The sequence below is a fragment of the Actinoplanes sp. NPDC049598 genome (assembly GCF_040675435.1).
Lineage (GTDB): Bacteria > Actinomycetota > Actinomycetes > Mycobacteriales > Micromonosporaceae > Actinoplanes.
This window is the reverse complement of record NZ_JBFAOX010000001.1, coordinates 774861-791614: the sequence shown is the minus strand read 5'-3', so window position 1 is coordinate 791614 and position 16754 is coordinate 774861. Positions and strand designations below refer to the sequence as shown.

Genomic DNA, 16754 nt, shown 5'->3' with positions numbered 1-16754 from the left:
GGTGGTGGCTCCTTGCGGTGCTGAGCGCAGGGCGGAGCCCGCCGCCCCGGTCGGAATCCGGTGCGGCGGTCCGCGTTCGGGCGTCTTTAGACGGCGTCCATGCGATCGATCAGGCTCTTCGGGCGCAGATCGGTCCAGTTCTTCTCGACGTAGTCGAGGCAGGCGGCGCGGCTGTCCTCGCCGAACACGATCCGCCAGCCGGCCGGGACCTCGGCGAAGACCGGCCACAGCGAATGCTGGTTCTCGTCGTTGACCAGCACCAGGTAGCGGCCGTCCTCGTCCTCGAACGGGTTGGTCGTCACTTGCTCTCCTCCGTCCAGGCCAGGCCGTCCGGGCTCGGCACCAGGCCGGCGTCGAGCAGCGGGGCCTCGAACGCGTCCTCGCCGCGCACGCCGCGCACCTGGATGTTGTTCATCTCGGTCATCACCTCGCGCACCACCGGGGTGCCGAAGAGGTGGTGCATGCGCTCGCCGGACTCGGTCTGCATGCTGCCGGTGCGCTGCACCGCGTCGGCGAGCCCGGCCGAGGACTTCTGGAACTCCTCGACGAGCGCGTCGGCGTTGGTGAACGCCTGCTCGCCCGAGTGCACCCCGCCGACCAGGGTCACGAACGCCTCGAGGTCGGTCGCCTCGAAGTTGGTGACCTTCCGGGCCTTCCAGAAGTACGAGTCCTCGTTGCTCTGCATGTCATAGAAGGCCGACAGGAACTCGTAGAACACGCGGAACTCGCGGCGGTAGCGGCCCTCGAACTCCTCGAACGCGCGGTCCTCGCTGATGTCGCCGGCCAGCACGCTGTTGATGGAGCGGGCCGCGAGCAGACCCGCGTACGTCGAGAGGTGCACGCCGGTCGAGAAGACCGGGTCGATGAAGCAGGCGGCGTCGCCGACCAGCACCATGCCGGGCCGGTGGAACGAGCTGTTGGTGTACGAGTAGTCCTTGCGGGTGCGGATCTCGCCGTACGTGCCGTCGGTGACCCGGGTCGCGTCGGACAGGAAACCTTTGACGATCTCGCACCGGTCGATGAAGCCGCGCAGCGCCGTCTCCTGGTCGCCCTGCAGCTTGGCCGCGTGCTCGCGCGAGATGACGGCACCGACGCTGGTCAGCGTGTCGGAGAGCGGGATGTACCAGATCCAGCCCTCGTCGAAGGCGGCGCAGAGGATGTTGCCGGAGTCGGGCGCGGGCAGGCGTTTCCCGCCCTCGAAGTAGCCGAAGATGGCGATGTTCTTGAAGAAGTCGGAGTAGATGCGCTCGCCGCCCACGTTCTGGTGGATCCGGCTGCGGTTGCCGGAGGCGTCGACCACAAAGGACGCCCGGAGCTCGTGCGGGGTGCCGTCGGCATCGGTGTACCGGACGCCGCGTACCCGCTCGTCGTCAGCGATGACCTCGGTGACCTGGCTCTGCTCGCGCACGTCGACGCCCTTGGCGGCGGCGTTGCGCAGCAGGATCTCGTCGAACTTCATGCGCTCGACCTGGTACGCGTACGAGGTGGGCCCGGAGAGCTCGGGGGCGACGGCGAACAGGAAGTTCCACGGGACCGGGTTGGTGCCCCAGCGGAAGCTGCCGCCGCGCTTGACCATGAAGCCGGCCTTCTCCAGTTCCTCGGAGGCGCCGAGCAGACGGCCGATGCCGTGCACTGTGGACGGAAGGAGCGACTCGCCGATCTGATACCGGGGGAACTTCTCCTTCTCCAGCAACACCACGCGGTGACCGCGCTTGGCCAGCAGCGTGGCCGTGGTCGACCCGCCGGGGCCGCCACCCACCACGACGACGTCGGCGTTCTCGGCGACCGGGCTCATCGCTGCGCCTCCACGAGGTTGTACCAGGCCTGGACGGTCGGCTCCTGCGCCAGATCGAGGTAACCGGCCTCGAAGCCGGCCTCCCGCCACCGGGTCGCGAGCCTCATCAGCCGGATCGAGTCGAGGCCGCGGTCGATGAGGTTGTCGTCGTCGGCGAAGCTGCCGGGCTCCTCGGCGAGCACCTCGGCGACGTCGCCGCGCAGGCGTTCGAGGCTCAGGGATGCGGTCATCTGTGCGCTTCCTTCGGTCCGGCGGGCGTTGTTAGGTAAGGCTTACCTGACGGTTTCTCGTGAGTAAAGGATTCATCTCGCTCTTTCTGCGGATAAGTCGTAAACGTGCAGCGCAGCCCGCTTGTGTCCAAGATCTCGAATCCCCAGCAACTGGAATCCGGCGCCTAAGAACATGCGGCGAGCCATCACGTGCCGCTCGTCCGGGTCCGCCAAGACCTTCTTCGTGCGCCCGTCCGCGGTGCCCAGCCCTTGCGCGATCGCACGCACCATCGCCCGCCCCAGGCCGCGCCCGGTGCGGGTCCGGTCCCCGATCGCCAGGTGCAATCCGAGGTCGTACGGGTCGGCGTCGTACACCTGCCCGACGACGTCCCGGGGCGTGCGGTAGACCTCGACGTAGGCCAGCGGCTCACCCTCGTACGACACGAAGTAGGGCCTTGTGCAGTCGCCTTCGACCTGCCCAGCCAAAGTGTCGGCCCATTGCCCGGGCGGCCACGCCTGCTCCCAGAACTTCTCGACGTGGGGCTCACGCATCCACCGGCTGACCAGCCCGGGATCCGGGCCGGCGGGATCGATCGGGCGCAGCGACCACGGCGACGACAGGACGGGCGACGGGGGTGGCCCCGCCGCGACCACGGCCGCGGCGAGACCGGCCGTCACCTCACGGGTGGACACTCAGGGCGCTGCCTTGGCCGCGGTGGCGATCGTCGGCAGGACGTCGGTGATGATGTACTGCACCGACAGCGGCGTCGGAGTGCGCAGCGAGCTGAACTGCGGACCGGTCAGCGCCACGTAGGACTTGCGCTTGACCGAGGCCAGGTTCTTGAAGAGCGTGTTGCCCTCCAGGGTCGGCTGGAGCGACGGCTCGGCGTAATAGATCAGGGTGGTGCCGGCGTCGAGGATGCCGACCTTCTCCAGGCTCAGCTGCACCGCGAAGTCCTCGCCCTTGAGCGCGGCCACGGCCGGGGCCAGCTTCATGCCGAAGTCGTTGAGCATCTTCACGCCGGCGTCCTTGTCGGAGCGCAGCACGCCGATCGAGCCGGCCTCCCACATCTGGCTGAGCGTGAACTCCTTACCCGCCAGCTCCGGGTGGTCGCTCTTCGCCTTGGCGATCTTGCCCTCGACGTCGGTGATGATCGGCGCGGCCTTGGCCTCCTGGCCGATGGCCCGGGCGACCTGCTTGAGCGTGGTCTGCCACGGGTCCTCGAAGGCGCCGGTGGTCTCGTACGCGGTGGTCGGCGCCAGCTTGCTGAGCTTGGCGTACTCGTCGTCGATGTAGTAGTCGCCGCCGGCCAGGATCAGGTCGGGGGCCAGGGCCGCGATCTTCTCCACGTCGAAGCCGGTGTCGCCGGCCGTGAGCACGGTCGGCTTCGAGGTGAGCAGGGGCTTGGCCCACTCGGTGATGCCGTCCGGCCCGGACGACTCGGCCACCCCGACCGGCTGCACACCGAGCATGAGCAGGGCGTCGAGGTCGGCGTCGGACAGCGCGACGATCCGCTGGGGAGCGGCCTTGACCTCGGCCGTGCCCAGCTTGTGGGTCAGCGTGACCGGGAAGCCGGCATTTGTCGCGCCGCTCTGAACGGCATCGTCGCCGGCGCTGTCGTCGCCACAGCCGCTGAGCAGGGAAAGCCCGACGGCGGCGACCAGGCCGGCCGCGGCGACACGTCTGCTGAAGGACATTTCGGACCTCACGTTCGCAAGTTAGGTTTGCCTAAGCTAAGCGACGTCGGTTCGTGGGGGCAAGGCCGGGTCCCAGTTTCGGTAAGGCTAACCTTCCATCGGATTGCACGAGACCGTGCACGGTTAGTTGGCACAGATGGCCACTGTGCTGGGTGTTGAGGAGGGCAGGGTGCACGTCGACGTCCGCCCCCGCCGCCTTCTGGTGCTGGTCGGTCTCGTGGCGGCGGTTGTCGTGGCCGTCGTGCTCAGCCTGGCCATCGGGACACAGTGGCTCGGGCCGGGCTCGGTCTGGCGTGCGGTGTTCGACCCGGACCCGGCGGCGCCGGCCACCGCGATCGTCCGCGAGCTGCGCCTGCCCCGCACGGTTCTGGGGGTCCTGGTCGGACTGGCGCTGGGCGCGGCCGGCGCCCTGATCCAGGGCCACACCCGCAACCCGCTGGCCGACCCGGGCCTGCTCGGCATCTCGGCCGGCGCGTCGTTCGCCGTGGTGATCGGCATCCAGTTCGGCGCGGCCCAGCTCACCGGCTACATCTGGTACGCCTTCGCGGGCGCCCTGGCCGCGAGCATCGCCGTCTTCGGCATCGCCGCGGGCCGCCGCGGCGGCCCCACCCCCGTGACGCTGGCCCTGGCCGGCATGGCGATCAGCGCGCTGCTGGCCTCGTTCACGCAGTCGCTGCTGCTCTCGGACGACGCCAGCCTGAACGTCTTCCGCTTCTGGGTCGTCGGCTCCCTCTCCGGCCGCGACGCCGACGTGGCCGTGCAGGTGCTGCCGTTCATCGCCGTCGGCCTGCTGCTGGCCCTGGTCAACGCCCCAGCCCTGAACGCGCTCGGCCTGGGCGAGGACGTGGCCCGCGCCCTGGGCCAGCGCGTCACCGCCGCCCGCGTGGTCGGCGTAGCCGCGATCGTCCTGCTGGCCGGCGCCGCCACTGCCGCCTGCGGCCCGATCGGCTTCCTGGGCCTGATCGTCCCGCACGTGGCCCGCTCGTTCACCGGCCCCGACCATCGCTGGCTGATCCCCTGCTCAGCCCTGGCCGGCGCCACGTTCCTGCTGACCGCCGACGTCCTCGGCCGCATCGTCGTCAGCCCCGGCGAACTACAGACCGGCATCGTCCTGGCCGCCGTCGGCGCCCCGTTCTTCATCGCCCTGGTCCGCCGCCGTCGAGGAGTCGTGAAGCTGTGACCACTCCCCCGGCCCTCCGGGCCCCAGCCACCCGGCCCGCAGCCACGCCGCTCGCCGCCGTCCAGCACACAGCCGCGTCTTCGTCACTCAGCGCGGGACGGTGAGCCCGTGACGCAGGCACCCGTCGCGCCCGCCGGCCGGCGCGTCGTCCAGGCCGGACCGGTCTCCGGCACCGTCTCGCTGCGAGCGGTGGCGGTCGGTATCGCCGGGCTTGCGGCGGCCCTGGCCGTCGCCGTGTTCAGCATCGGCCACGGCAGCTTCACCATCGCGCCGGGCGACGTAGTCCAGGTGCTGCTCGGCGGCGGCACCGCGGCCCAGAAGCTGATCGTTCTGGACCTGCGCCTGCCCCGCATCCTCGTCGCCCTGCTCGTCGGCGCCGCCCTGGCCGTCTCCGGCGCGCTCACGCAGACCTTCGCCCGCAACCCGCTGGCCAGCCCCGACGTCCTCGGGGTGACCCACGGCGCCTCACTCGGCGCGGTCGCCGTCATCGTCCTCGGCCTCGCCTCCTCCCTGGTGCCCTTCGCCGCGCTGGCCGGCGCCCTGGTCACTGCCGTACTCGTCTACGCGCTGGCCTGGCGCCGCGGCATCGACGGCTTCCGCCTCGTCCTCGTCGGCATCGGCGTCGGCGAGGTCCTCACCGCGGGTATCTCCTGGTTCCTGGTCCGCGCCGAGATCGTCGACGCCACCCGCGCCACGATCTGGCTCAACGGCTCGGTCGCCGGCGCCGAATGGACCCAGGTCCGCCCCCTGTCGATCGCTCTGCTGATCCTCCTCCCCCTAGCGGTGGCCACCGCCTTCACCCTGCAGGCCATGCAATTCGACGACGACGTGGCCCAGGCCCTGGGCATCCGCCTCCAACTGGCCCGCCTGGCCGTGGTCCTGACCGCCGTCGCCCTGGCCGCCGCCGCCGTGGCCGCCGCCGGCCCGATCGAATTCGTGGCCTTCTTCGTCCCCCAGATCGCCCTCCGTCTCTGCGGCGGCTCCCGCCCGCCCCTGATCGTCTCCGCCATCCTCGGCGCCCTGCTCGTCGTGGCGGCCGACCTCGCCGCCCGCACGATCCTGCCCACCCGTGAACTCCCCGTGGGCCTGGTAACCGCGATCGTCGGCGCCCCCTACCTGCTGTGGCTGTTGGTACGCGCCAATCGAAGGATTTCCGCATGACCGTCCCGACGCCCTCGGAGCGCCCCCCGATGACCGCGGCCGGCCACCACGCCGCCGCCGGCTCCTCCCCCCTCGACGCCACCCGGCCCCGGTGGCGGGAGCCGCGGTTGCGGGCGCGCGGGCTCCGGCTCGGCTACGGCGAGAACATCGTCGTGGACGGCCTGGACCTGGACGTCCCCGACGGCGCGATCACCGCCGTGGTCGGGCCGAACGGCTGCGGCAAGTCGACACTGCTGCGAGCCCTCGGCCGCCTGTTGAGCCCCCGCGACGGCGAGGTCCTCCTCGATGGGCAGCGCATCGACAGGATGCCCACCCGCGAGGTCGCCCGCATCATCGGCATGCTGCCGCAGAGCCCGGTCGCGCCCGACGGCCTGACGGTCGCCGACCTGGTCATGCGCGGCCGGCACCCGCACCAGAACTGGTTCCGCCAGTGGTCGCCCACCGACCAGCGCATCGTCACCGAGGCCCTCGAGTGGACCGACATGCGCGACCTGGCCGAGCGCCCGGTGGACGCCCTCTCCGGCGGCCAGCGCCAGCGTGCCTGGATCTCGATGGCGCTGGCCCAGGGCACCGAGATGCTCCTGCTCGACGAGCCCACCACGTACCTGGACCTGAGCCACCAGATCGACGTGCTCGACCTGGTGGCCCGTCTGCACCGTGAGCGCGGCCGCACCATCGTCATGGTGCTGCACGACCTGAACCTCGCCGCGCGATATGCCCAGCACGTGGTGGCCATGAAGGACGGCCGGATCGTGGCTCAGGGCCCGCCGGAGTCCGTCTTTACGGTGGAGCTGCTGGCCGACGTGTTCGGGTTGGCCGCGCTGGTCGTGCCGGACCCGGCCACGGGAACACCTTTGGTCGTGCCGCTTCCCCGCACCTGAGCTCGTCTTTCCTCATCTCTCGGCCCTCGCCTTCCTCGCTGTCCTTGTTGCCGTTATCTTCCAGTGCGCTTTAGTAAGCGCCTGCTCGATGGTCCTGCCTTGCGGTAGGACGGTCCCGGTCTGACCGGCGGATGCCGTGCCGGGTTCACGCTTCACGGCCACCTGCCCGCGTACGCGGGTCTCTGGTCGGCTCCACGTGCTGCCACCGGGCCACTCCCGGCGGTTGCTGCCGCTAGCGCGGCGAGGTTGAGCGCGGCGTTCAGGTCCCGGTCGATGACCAGGCCGCACGCCTCACACACGTACTCACGATCGGAAAGGGCGAGCTTGGTTTTCACCGCGCCGCATCCCGAACACGTCCTCGACGACGGGAACCAGCGGTCAGCGACCACGAGTTGGCCGCCGTTCCACTCCGTCTTGTAGTCAACTGGCGACGGATCTGCGCGAACCCGGCGTCGGCGATGTGCCGGGCCAGGCTCCGGTTACGGAGCATGCCGGTCACGTTCAGGTCTTCGACCACGACCGTTCCGTGCTCACGGGCAAGGCGGGTCGTCAACTTGTGGATCCCGTTCCGGCGCAGGTTCGCCACGCGGGCGTGCGCTCGGCCGAGCCTCGCCGCGGCCCGCTTCCACCGTCTCGATGGCTTCCGGCCGGTACGCCGGTTCGGGCCCGTCTTGCGGGAGAGATCCCGGCCGAGGGCCCGCATCCTGGATTGCGCTTTGACCAGGTGCCGCGGGTTCGCGACCAGCTCACCCGTCGACAACACCGCGAGGTGCTTGATGCCGACGTCGACACCGACCGTCGAGTCCAGCCGCGCCGGGGCCCGCTCGGCCCGTTCCACCTCGACGGTGAACGACACATACCAGCGCCCGCCATCGCGGCGCAGGGTCGCAGACATGATCCGGGCTGTGCCGTTCTCGACACGCCGGGCCAGCTTCCGGGCCGACTCGTGCAGCTTCAACCGGCCCAGCCGCGGAAGCGCAACGTGCATCCGGTCCGGCTCGACCCGGATGACGCCGGTCGTGAAGCGGACTGTCGGGGTAGAACGGCGGCGGGACTTGAAACGCGGGAACCCGAGCGGCCGGCCGGCCCGCTTGCCTTTGCGGGAGTCGGCCCAGCTCTTCAGTCCGCGGGCGAGCACATCGAGGCCGGTGTTGAACGCCTCTTTCGACACCTCACCCCACCACGGGGCAGCAACCGGTTTGGCGGCGTTCCACGCCTTACGCAGAGCGGGCAGCGACCATAAGCCAGCAGCTGTTAACCCCTGAAGCCTCGCAGCCGCCGCCTCGCCTGTTGTCATACCTGGGTCGGTCATACCGTGGTCTGACGACATCACCCGTCTTCCTCCGTAGCTTCGTCGGCACGAGCTACGGAGGGAGGCGGAGGCGATGCGGGCACTGGCTGAACGGATCGACGGGGCGACGCCGGCCCGCCGGGACAGGGGTGTCGACGGATTACGAGCGATCGCCGTGCTCGGCGTGGTGTCGGGGCATTGGCTGGTCACCGCGCTCGTGGCGGGCGGCGGCGCTCTTCACGGAGCCAGCCCGCTGCACTATCAACCCGCGCTGGTCCCGGTGAGCTGGCTGTTCCAGACCCTCGCGGTCTTCTTCCTGGTGGGCGGCCTGACCACTCGCCCGGGTCCGCGTTACGGCTCCTGGATCTCGGCCCGCCTGTCCCGGCTGTTCCGCCCGGTCGCCGTCCTGGTGGCGGTGTGGGCGGGGGTTGCGCTTCTGGTGCCTTCGGCGCCGGTACGCCTCGTGGTGAGCCCGCTCTGGTTCCTGCTGGTGTTCGCCGTGCTGACCGCCGCTGCGCCGGTGCTCCGGCGCATCCATCCGGCGTGGCCGCTCGCCATCGTCGCCTTGGTCGACCTCGTGCGGCTGGCGTTGGACGGCCCGGCCGGTCTGGGCTGGATGAACGTCATGGCCGGATGGGCCGTCCCCTTCTGTCTCGGCATGGCGTGGGCGCGAGGCCGCCTTCAGGATCGCTCAACCCTCTGGGTGATGCTGCTGGGCGGCGCCGCAGCAACGATCGCGCTGGTGCACTGGTGCGGCTATCCCGCTTCGATGGTCGGCGTGCCCGGTGACGGCTTCTCCAACCTCGACCCGCCGAGCCTGGCCGCCGTGACGTTCGGCCTGGCCCAGTGCGGTGCCGCCGGCCTCCTGCTGGATCCGCTACGGCGACTGCTTACGCGCCCGGCGGCGTGGGCGCCGGTCGCCTTGGCCAACCTGAACGCCATGACCATCTTCCTCTGGCATCAGACCGCCATGATCACGGTGACCGCGGTGGCCCTGATGTCCGGCCGGCTCTTGCCGGGTCTGCACACTACGCCATCGGGCTCCGGCTGGATTCTGGCTCGCCTGGCATGGTTGCCCGTCTTCGCCGTCGTCCTCATGCTGTGCTGCGCCGCCTTCCAGCGTTGGGAACGCCCGGCCCGCCGACCCGAGCCTGGCATGCCCCTCAGACCGGAGCGGCCGCGTCCGGGTGGCGGCACCTCAACCGACCGGGACGGCGACGGGGAAGTTCTGGTGGAAGACGTCGTCCGGGTCGACCGCGCGCTTGAGGTCCCGCAGGCGGCCGAGGGTCGCCGGCGGGAACGCGGCCTCCAGCAACTCCGGCGAGAAGCTCGTCTCGAAGCTGAGGTAAAGCCCGTCCATCGCCGGCCGCACCCGCTCCCACCCGTCGTCGAAGGCGGCGCCACCCGTTCCGGAGACTGCGGTCACCGAGAAGTTCTGATGGCGGTGGGCGTATGCGGTGGCGTCCGACGGGACGTCGTTGATGGCGCCGCCGACCGATCGGATCTGCAGCATCTCGGCGGTCCCGTCGGCGACCAGCTCGGCCAGGCGCTCGGTGACCGTCTCGTCGAGGTGGACGGCAAGACCGCTATGGGTGCTGGCGCCTTGCTGTCCGCGGTGCGGCGCGTGGGTCGCGGCGACCACTCCGGCGTAGGGCACGAGCTGGCCCCGCTGGCCGAGCAGGGGCGCAACGCCGGTGAACGGGCCGAAGGCACGGCTGGCCCGTTCGGGGTCGTCGCCGGCGTAGACCACGGTGGCGAGGGCGAACCCGCCGCCCATCAGGTACAGGAAGGCGGAGATCTCCCGGGGCGCCGACTCGACGGTCTCGCCCCAGGCGCGCAGGAACCGTGCGGTGTCGTCGACCTGGTATTGCAGTGTGGCGTGACCGACCACCGGCACTCGATCGGCCCGGAAGTCGAACGACGTGATGATCCCAACGTTCGCTCCGGCGCCGCGGATCGCCCAGAAGAGCTCCGGATCGTGCTCGGCGTCGACCCGGCGCGCGGTGCCGTCGGCGGTGACGATCTCCGCCGCGACGAGGTGGTCGATCGTGAGGCCGTGTGCGCGTCCCATCAGGCCGATCCCGCCGGTGGTGGCGAGACCGCCCACGCCGACGTCGCCGGAGTCACCCGAGCTGATGGCGAGGCCCCACGGGTGGAGCGCGGCCGCGACGTCGCCCCAGCGCGCTCCCGGACCGATCCGGACCAGGTCGCCGCCGATACGTTCGACGGTGTTCAGGCGGGCCAGGTCGATGACGGTGCCGTCCACGTTGGTGGCGACGCTGCTGATGCCGTGGCCGCCGCTGCGTACCGACAACGGGCCGCCGGCCTCGCGGGCGAGGCGCAAGGCCTCGGCGACCTCGACCGTCGACGACGGCCGGGCCACGGCCGAGGGCTTGCCCACGGCTGTGTAGACATCCCGGACGGCCGGGTAGAGCCGGTCTCCGGGGCGGACAACCTCAAGCATCGGAAAGCTCCTTCGACTGACCCGGTACCGTTCGGGCCCGGGTCCTCTCCGCCGGATGGCGGCTCAGGCTGTGCGGGGGCCCTCGGACAGGTCCACGAAGTAGTGCAGGTCGTCGGCGGTGAGCGGGCTGGTGCCGGCGACGAGCTCGGCGATGTGGGCGCCGACGTGGGCGGCCGGGATCCAGCGCTCGTTGTCGACGCCGGCCAGCTGGCGGGCCCGGGTACGGATGACGCCGAGGATCACCTCGTAGACCCGGGGGCCGCGCCCGCCCAGCTCGGCGGCGATGGTTCTGGTCATCGACTTGGTGGCGGCCGCGGTCAGCGCGACGCCGCCGGCGCCGGGGAACGGCAGGTCGGCGCTGAGGCCGTTGAGCTGCGCGATCATGCCGTCGGGGGCGAGCGTGGTGAGGAACGCGCGGTAGGCGCGGAAGATCGTGGTCTGGTTCTGCACGATCAGCTCGTCCCACTCGGTGTCGGTGAGCGCGAGCAGCGGCTTGCGTCCCTGGCGGCCCCAGTCGGCGACGCTCAGCACGACGCCCGCGAACGGGCCGTAGGTGGCAGCCAGCTCGGCGGCGCGCTCGCCGAGGGCCGGGTCGAGCAGATCCAGGGTTTCACCGTGGAGGCTCGGGTCGCCGATGCGGGTGGCGAAGTCGTTCAGGGTGACCGGCCGCCGTGAGGTCACCACGACGGTGGCGCCGCGCTCCAGCAGGGTCCGGGTGACGCCCTCGCCGACGCCGCCGGCGCCGCCGATGACCAGGACTGTCTTGCCGGTGAGGTCGGTTTCGGGCCGGGCCCAGGCGGGAGCCGGCTCCTGAGAGGTGGTGGTCATTTGGTGTGCTCCGCTTTCTTGTGCACATGATCGAGCAGGGTCTGCAGGGTGGCGTCGAGCTGCTCGACCTGCTCGGGGTCGAGCGCCTCGAGGAACCAGCTCTTGGCCGAGCGCATGTGGGGGCCGAGCGCTTTGCGGTAGGCGGTGCGGCCCTCGTCGGTCAACGTGACGACGGCGGCGCGGCCGTCACCCGCCTCGCCGCGACCGCGCTGGACCAGGCCGCGCTCCTCCATTCGCTTCAGCTGGTGGGAGAAGCGGCCGGTGTCCCAGCCGAGCGCCCGGGCGCAGCCGGTCGAGCGCATGGTGCCGTTCGGCGCGGCGGCGAGCTCGGCCAGCACGGTGAAGTCGGCCTCGGACAGCTGCGCGTCGGCCCACAAGTCGCGTCCCACCTCCCGTCGCACGACCTCGCCCAGAACGATGAAGTTCTGCCATACACGCCGTTCAGCGGCACTCAATTTCCCTGACACGTCAGCAAAGTTACGGCTTTGCTGACGTGTCAGCAAAGTGATCTGCCTCGCATGGCGGGCCGACCGGCCTGACCAGGAGAACCCAGCGGCGACGCCCAGCGGAATGCGACGCCACAAGAGCTGCACGTAGGGGCATACCGCGACGCGCCGGCGGGCCAGGCGCTCCCGATCGGGCGCGACGCTTCCGGGGTGGCGCGTCCGTGAGTCACAGCGGGACGGCCGCGCGTGGTCGACCCGTGCCTACATGGCCGGACCGCGCCCAGGTAGCGAGCCGCGCCCAGGTAGCAAGCCGCGCCCAGATGGCGAGCCGCGCCCAGGTAGCAAGCCGCGCCCAGATGGCAAGCCGCGCCCAGATGGCAAGCCGCGCCCAGATGGCAAGCCGCGCCCAGGTAGCGAGCCGCGCCGAGGTGGCGAGCGTCGCCCAGGTAGCGGACGGCGCCAAGGGTAGCGGGCGGCGCCTACGTCGTGTAGGCGTGCCTGTGCGGCAAGAGCGCGCCCAGATAGCCGGGGCGCCGACATGGCCGGGGAGCGCTCAGGCGACCGGCGGCACGCAGGTGGCGGACGGCACCTACGTGGCTGGGGGTGCACCCAGGCGGCGGGCCGCGGCCGGCCGGCTGGCGGCGCCTACGGGCCGGGGTGCGCCTATGTGGCGGGGTGCGCCTATGTGGCGGGGTGCGCCTATGTGGCGGGGGCGGTGACGGTCAGGGTGCCGGTGGTGGCGTTCAGGTGGGCGGGGACGCCCAGGCCTATGGCGATTTGTTCGGGGCCGTGGCCGATGGGGAGGCCGCCCAGGACGGGGATGTTGAGGCGGGTCAGTTCGGCGGTCAGGTAGTCGATGACGGGTGGGCTGGGGTCGGGGTCGACGCAGTCGGTGAACTGGCCGATGGCTACGCCGGCGAGGGTGTTCAGCCAGCCGGCGCGGCGTAGGTGGACCAGCATGCGGTCTACGCGGTAGGGCTCCTCGTTGACGTCCTCCAGCACGAGGATGGCGCCGGACGTGTCCAGGGCGTGAGGGGTGCCGATGGTTGAGGTCAGCATGGCTAGGTTGCCACCCAGGAGGGTGCCTTCGGCGGTGCCGGGGACACGCACGGGGAAGGTGTCCTCGTCGGGGTCGGCTTGCACGGTCACGGGGGCGGCGGTCGTCAAGGCGTGACGGAGGCTCTGGGCGGTGGGGGTGTCGGGGCCGCGGTCCAGCTGGCCAGCGGTCGGGCCGTGGATGGTGGCGAGGCCGGTCTCGTGCCAGAGGGCGGCGTGCAGGGCGGTGATGTCGGAGAAGCCGGCGATCAGTTTGGGGTCGGCCCGGACGGCGCCGAAGTCGACGCCGTCGACGATGCGCTGCATGCCGTAGCCGCCGCGCAGGCAGAGGACGGCGCGGACCTCCGGGTCGCGCAGGGCGGCGTTCAGGTCGGCCAGGCGCTGCTCGTCGGTGCCGGCGAGGTTGCCGTGCCGGGCGTGGGCGTGGGCGCCGACCCGCACCCGCAGGCCCCACGTCGAGAGCGTCTTCGCCGCGGCCTCGGTGCGCGCCGGGTCGATGGCCCCGGACGGTGACACCAGCGCGACAAGGTCCCCGGCCACCAGACGCTGCCCTTGGATCATGGCGGGCAGCCTACGCCTGCTCCGCGCGGAAGCCCCAGACCGCGACGAGCCGCCGCAGCGCCGCAGAATTGAAACGCCGGTGGTGGCGGCTCCGCGGCGCGCCCCGCCGTCCGGAAATGGAGGGGCACGGGGCGGGGGCCACTGCCCGGAAATGGAAGGGCCCGGGACCGGTTGCCGCTGAGCGGCTACGCCGGGCACCCACCACCGGGAGTGGAGGGCGCGGGGCCCGGCACCGAACGACCTGCGGATCAGGGTGAGCTGCGTGCCGTCACAGGTGGGTGGCGAGGGCGGCCTTGTCGGGTTTGCCGCTGGGGGCGGTGGGGACCTGGTCGATCAGGGTCACTGTGGTGGGGGTGGCCTTCGCGCCCAGGTGGGCGGTGACCAGGGCGGTCAAGGCGGCGGGGTCGGCGGTTCGGCCTGCGGTGGGGACGATGAAGGCGTGGACGGCCTCGCCGGAGTCGGGGTGGGGGCGGCCGATGACGTAGGCCTCGGCTACGGACGGGTCGGTGGCCAGGATGCGTTCGACGGCGCCGGCGTGGATCAGTTCGGCGTGGACGATGATGACGTCGCGGGCGCGGCCGGTCAGGTGCAGGTAGCCGTCGGGGTCGAGGTGGCCCAGGTCGCGGGTGCGGACCCAGCCGTCGGTGAAGACTTCGGCTGTGAGGGCCGGGTCCTGCCAGTAGGAGGAGGCCTGGGCGGGCGTACGGACGTACAGCTCGCCGTCCTTGACCTTGACCTCGACGCTCGGGGGTGGGCGGCCGACCGAGGCGAGGACTGACGGGGTGGCCAGCATCTCCTCCGGGGTGACCATGGCGATCATGCCGGTCTCGGTCTGGCCGTAGCCGTGGAAGATCACCGGGCCGAGGACTTCGAGGGCCTCGGCGAGGCGGCCGGGTTCGAGCGGGGAGCCGGAGACCATCAGCGCGCCCAGCGTCGGCATCGGCTCCGGGTGGGAGCGCACCAGCTGGTGGAGCTTGCCCACGGTGATGACCGAGGCGGTCGCGCGGTACTCGACGATCGCGGCTGGGAACACCGGTTTCGCGGCGACCACGAGACGGCCGCCCGCAGCCAGGGCCAGGATGCCGTACTCGAGCATGACCTGGCTGGTGAGCGACCCGAAGACGAGGAACCGCTGCAGGCGGGCGGCCAGGTCGCGGATCGCGGGCGGCCAGCGGTCGGGGTGCGCGGCCCAGGCGGCGGTCATCGCGGCGTACGTCTGGCAGCAGCCCTTGGGAACGCCGGTGCTGCCGCTGGTGTAAATGATTCGCGCGATGTCGTCGCCGCGCCCGGCCGGCGTCAGCGGCTCGTCGCCGCTCTGCAGCAGGACCCGGACGCGGGCGTCGTCGATCAGGGTGCCACCGCCGGCGGCCAGGACGTGGTCGAGCTGGTCCGGCCGTACGCCCGAGACGCGTGCCCCCACCGCGAAGGCGGCCAGAATCGCGGCGAAGGCCGGCGCGTCCACGCCCAGCGACAGGACCACGCCGTCGCCGGGACCGATGCCGTCCGCCCGCATCCCGGCCGCGATGCGGCGGACCATCGCCGACATCTCGGCGCCCGACACCTCGAGCGGTCCGTCCTCGAAGACCGTCCGGTCGCCGGCCCCGGCCAGGATCCGCAGGACGGGCTCAGGCCACATCGGCCAGGACGCCCTTGACGAAGACCTCGAGCGGGGCCACGTGCACGCCCGGCAGGTTCCAGTCGTTCTCCAGGTTCTCGGCCAGGTGGTGGGTGGCCACGACCTCGCCGTCGCGATAGGCCCGTACGACCGGATGCAGATAGCTGGCGTCCTGGGCCGCCGCCGCGTCGTTCTCGGCGACCCGCGGCACATCGATGTCGAAGGGGTCCACCTTGTCGTGCTCCGGCCCGTATTCGAGGGTCACCACAAAGGCCGTGCCGTACGGCCCGAGCGCGCCGTCCTTGAAGTACGCGACCGGCACCTCCTCGTGGTACGCCGCCGACCCGTTCACCGTCACCACGTCCGCGAGCACCGCGAACTGCTGCCACAGCGCCGAGCTCCGGTTGATGCGCGCGATGACGGCCGCCGTGATCGCCTCCGGCGTCGTGTCCAGGGTCGCGGATGGCCACGGCTGGTTCTCGTAGCGCGCGGCCAGAATCCGGGACAGCGCCCGCACCCCGTACCGGAAACCGTGGATGAACCCGTTCGTCGACTTCTTGAAATCACGCTGCTGCGACAGTGTCCCCGCGAAATACAGCCCCGGCACATTGACCGACTCAAAAGCCGCGGTCTGTGACGGGAATCGGTCGTTGATCACGAGCGACGGCGCGGCATCCCCCTCGAATGGCGTGGCGTCGAAAGCGAATCCCGTGCACAGGATGATCCGGTCGTAGGCCAGGACCCGGATGGCCTCGACCGTCCGCGCGTAGCGGAAGTCGACCCGGTAGCCGCCGTCGTCCCGCTTGACGATGCGCTCCACGGTGCCGTCGAGAACGGCGTTCTGCGACTTCAGCTGATACGTGTCGAGGAAGTTGTTGTTGACCGCCCGCAGATGTCCCACATAATGCGTCTGCCACGCCAGCTTCACCGAGTGCGGCCCGGCCACGTGAATGACCGCCGCCGTCTCGACGAGCGCGTCCGCTGTCTCGAAGGCCGAGTTCCCCTTGCCGATGATCAGCACCCGCTGATTGGTGAAGTCGGCCGGCTCGACGCTGACCGTGTCGTACCGTTCGGCGAGCGCCGCGCCCTCGATCGGCGGCTCGTACAACCGCGACACCCCCGTGGCGACAATGACCCGGCGTGCTTCGTAGACAGCGTCGCCGGTGGTGACCACGAAATCGGACGGCCGGATGACCGAGGTGACCCGAGCGCCGTAGACGACGTTCAGGCCGGACGCGAAATCCTCCAAATACCGGACCATGTCGTCGGCGGCCGGGAAGTACTTCGAGCTGTAGTTGCGGAACTGCAGCGCCGGATCGTCGGTGAGCAGCGAATTCCAGTCCGCCCGCAGATTGAACTCGGGGTCGCTCGACCCGGTCCAGATCTTGTTGATGGAGATCAGCTGCCGGTGCCGCGGATAGGTGCGGAAGAACGTCCCCGCGCTCTGCCCCGCCTCCAGGACGACGTAGTCGCGACCGTCGCGCTCCAGAAGCGCCGCGAGCTGCAGGCCCGCCGGTCCGGCCCCGATGATCAGGTAGTCGTGCGTCATGCGGCGCACCGTATCGAGGC

General features: G+C 71.1%; 16 protein-coding genes and 1 pseudogene. 4 read left to right on the top strand and 13 right to left on the bottom strand.

Features of this window, described 5'->3' with window-relative positions:
* Nucleotides 1-86: 86 nt before the first annotated feature.
* The 5 genes from AB0J66_RS03985 to AB0J66_RS03965 form a co-directional block, all read right to left on the bottom strand.
* A complete protein-coding gene (locus tag AB0J66_RS03985) occupies nucleotides 87-302 on the bottom strand; it encodes an MbtH family protein (RefSeq protein WP_364655444.1) in 216 nt (71 codons plus the stop codon).
* Nucleotides 299-1795, bottom strand: coding sequence for an FAD-dependent oxidoreductase (locus tag AB0J66_RS03980; protein ID WP_364655442.1), 1497 nt, complete (start codon nucleotides 1793-1795; stop codon nucleotides 299-301). The genes AB0J66_RS03985 and AB0J66_RS03980 overlap by 4 nt, the downstream gene beginning before the upstream one ends.
* Nucleotides 1792-2025: a phosphopantetheine-binding protein gene (locus AB0J66_RS03975; protein ID WP_364655440.1), complete on the bottom strand. Its 234-nt coding sequence runs from the start codon at nucleotides 2023-2025 to the stop codon at nucleotides 1792-1794. The genes AB0J66_RS03980 and AB0J66_RS03975 overlap by 4 nt, the downstream gene beginning before the upstream one ends.
* 72 nt (nucleotides 2026-2097) lie before the next feature.
* Nucleotides 2098-2697: a GNAT family N-acetyltransferase gene (locus tag AB0J66_RS03970; protein ID WP_364655439.1), complete on the bottom strand. Its 600-nt coding sequence runs from the start codon at nucleotides 2695-2697 to the stop codon at nucleotides 2098-2100.
* Entirely contained in the window at nucleotides 2698-3702 is a 1005-nt protein-coding gene (locus AB0J66_RS03965) for an ABC transporter substrate-binding protein (protein WP_364655438.1), read from the bottom strand.
* A gap of 199 nt (nucleotides 3703-3901) precedes the next feature.
* Between AB0J66_RS03965 and AB0J66_RS03960 the strand changes: the two genes are divergently transcribed.
* The 3 genes from AB0J66_RS03960 (at nucleotide 3902) to AB0J66_RS03950 (ending at nucleotide 6924) form a co-directional block, all read left to right on the top strand.
* Entirely contained in the window at nucleotides 3902-4882 is a 981-nt protein-coding gene (locus AB0J66_RS03960; RefSeq protein ID WP_364656037.1) for an iron ABC transporter permease, read from the top strand.
* A gap of 108 nt (nucleotides 4883-4990) precedes the next feature.
* Complete coding sequence (locus AB0J66_RS03955; RefSeq protein ID WP_364655436.1) at nucleotides 4991-6043, top strand: iron ABC transporter permease; 1053 nt, start codon at nucleotides 4991-4993, stop codon at nucleotides 6041-6043.
* Nucleotides 6040-6924, top strand: a complete 885-nt coding sequence (locus AB0J66_RS03950; RefSeq protein WP_364655434.1) for an ABC transporter ATP-binding protein — start codon at nucleotides 6040-6042, stop codon at nucleotides 6922-6924. The genes AB0J66_RS03955 and AB0J66_RS03950 overlap by 4 nt, the downstream gene beginning before the upstream one ends.
* A gap of 152 nt (nucleotides 6925-7076) precedes the next feature.
* Here AB0J66_RS03950 and AB0J66_RS03945 read toward each other — a convergent pair whose 3' ends face one another.
* On the bottom strand, nucleotides 7077-7313 hold the full coding sequence (locus tag AB0J66_RS03945; protein ID WP_364655433.1) for a zinc ribbon domain-containing protein: 237 nt from the start codon (nucleotides 7311-7313) through the stop codon (nucleotides 7077-7079).
* Nucleotides 7256-8221, bottom strand: coding sequence for an IS607 family element RNA-guided endonuclease TnpB (gene tnpB, locus AB0J66_RS03940; RefSeq protein WP_364655431.1), 966 nt, complete (start codon nucleotides 8219-8221; stop codon nucleotides 7256-7258). Before tnpB ends, AB0J66_RS03945 begins: the two co-directional genes overlap by 58 nt.
* Before the next feature lie 88 nt (nucleotides 8222-8309).
* Between tnpB and AB0J66_RS03935 the strand changes: the two are divergent.
* Nucleotides 8310-9266 (top strand): annotated as a pseudogene (locus tag AB0J66_RS03935) (acyltransferase); the annotation flags it as partial.
* A gap of 147 nt (nucleotides 9267-9413) precedes the next feature.
* On the opposite strand, the gene AB0J66_RS03930 reads toward AB0J66_RS03935, so the two are convergent.
* From AB0J66_RS03930 to AB0J66_RS03905, 6 genes are all read right to left on the bottom strand, one after another.
* The gene (locus tag AB0J66_RS03930) at nucleotides 9414-10679 is read right to left on the bottom strand and encodes an FAD-binding oxidoreductase (RefSeq protein ID WP_364655429.1); all 1266 of its coding nucleotides are present in this window, start codon (nucleotides 10677-10679) and stop codon (nucleotides 9414-9416) included.
* A gap of 63 nt (nucleotides 10680-10742) precedes the next feature.
* On the bottom strand, nucleotides 10743-11507 hold the full coding sequence (locus AB0J66_RS03925) for an SDR family NAD(P)-dependent oxidoreductase (protein WP_364655428.1): 765 nt from the start codon (nucleotides 11505-11507) through the stop codon (nucleotides 10743-10745).
* Nucleotides 11504-11908: a MarR family winged helix-turn-helix transcriptional regulator gene (locus AB0J66_RS03920; protein WP_364655426.1), complete on the bottom strand. Its 405-nt coding sequence runs from the start codon at nucleotides 11906-11908 to the stop codon at nucleotides 11504-11506. The genes AB0J66_RS03925 and AB0J66_RS03920 overlap by 4 nt, the downstream gene beginning before the upstream one ends.
* Nucleotides 11909-12652: 744 nt before the next feature.
* Nucleotides 12653-13570 (bottom strand): LD-carboxypeptidase, encoded by a 918-nt coding sequence (locus AB0J66_RS03915; RefSeq protein WP_364655425.1) that lies wholly within the window; start codon nucleotides 13568-13570, stop codon nucleotides 12653-12655.
* A 268-nt stretch (nucleotides 13571-13838) separates the two neighbouring features.
* Entirely contained in the window at nucleotides 13839-15206 is a 1368-nt protein-coding gene (locus AB0J66_RS03910; RefSeq protein ID WP_364655424.1) for a long-chain fatty acid--CoA ligase, read from the bottom strand.
* Nucleotides 15196-16734, bottom strand: a complete 1539-nt coding sequence (locus AB0J66_RS03905; protein ID WP_364655422.1) for an NAD(P)-binding domain-containing protein — start codon at nucleotides 16732-16734, stop codon at nucleotides 15196-15198. Before AB0J66_RS03905 ends, AB0J66_RS03910 begins: the two co-directional genes overlap by 11 nt.
* Nucleotides 16735-16754 lie beyond the last annotated feature (20 nt).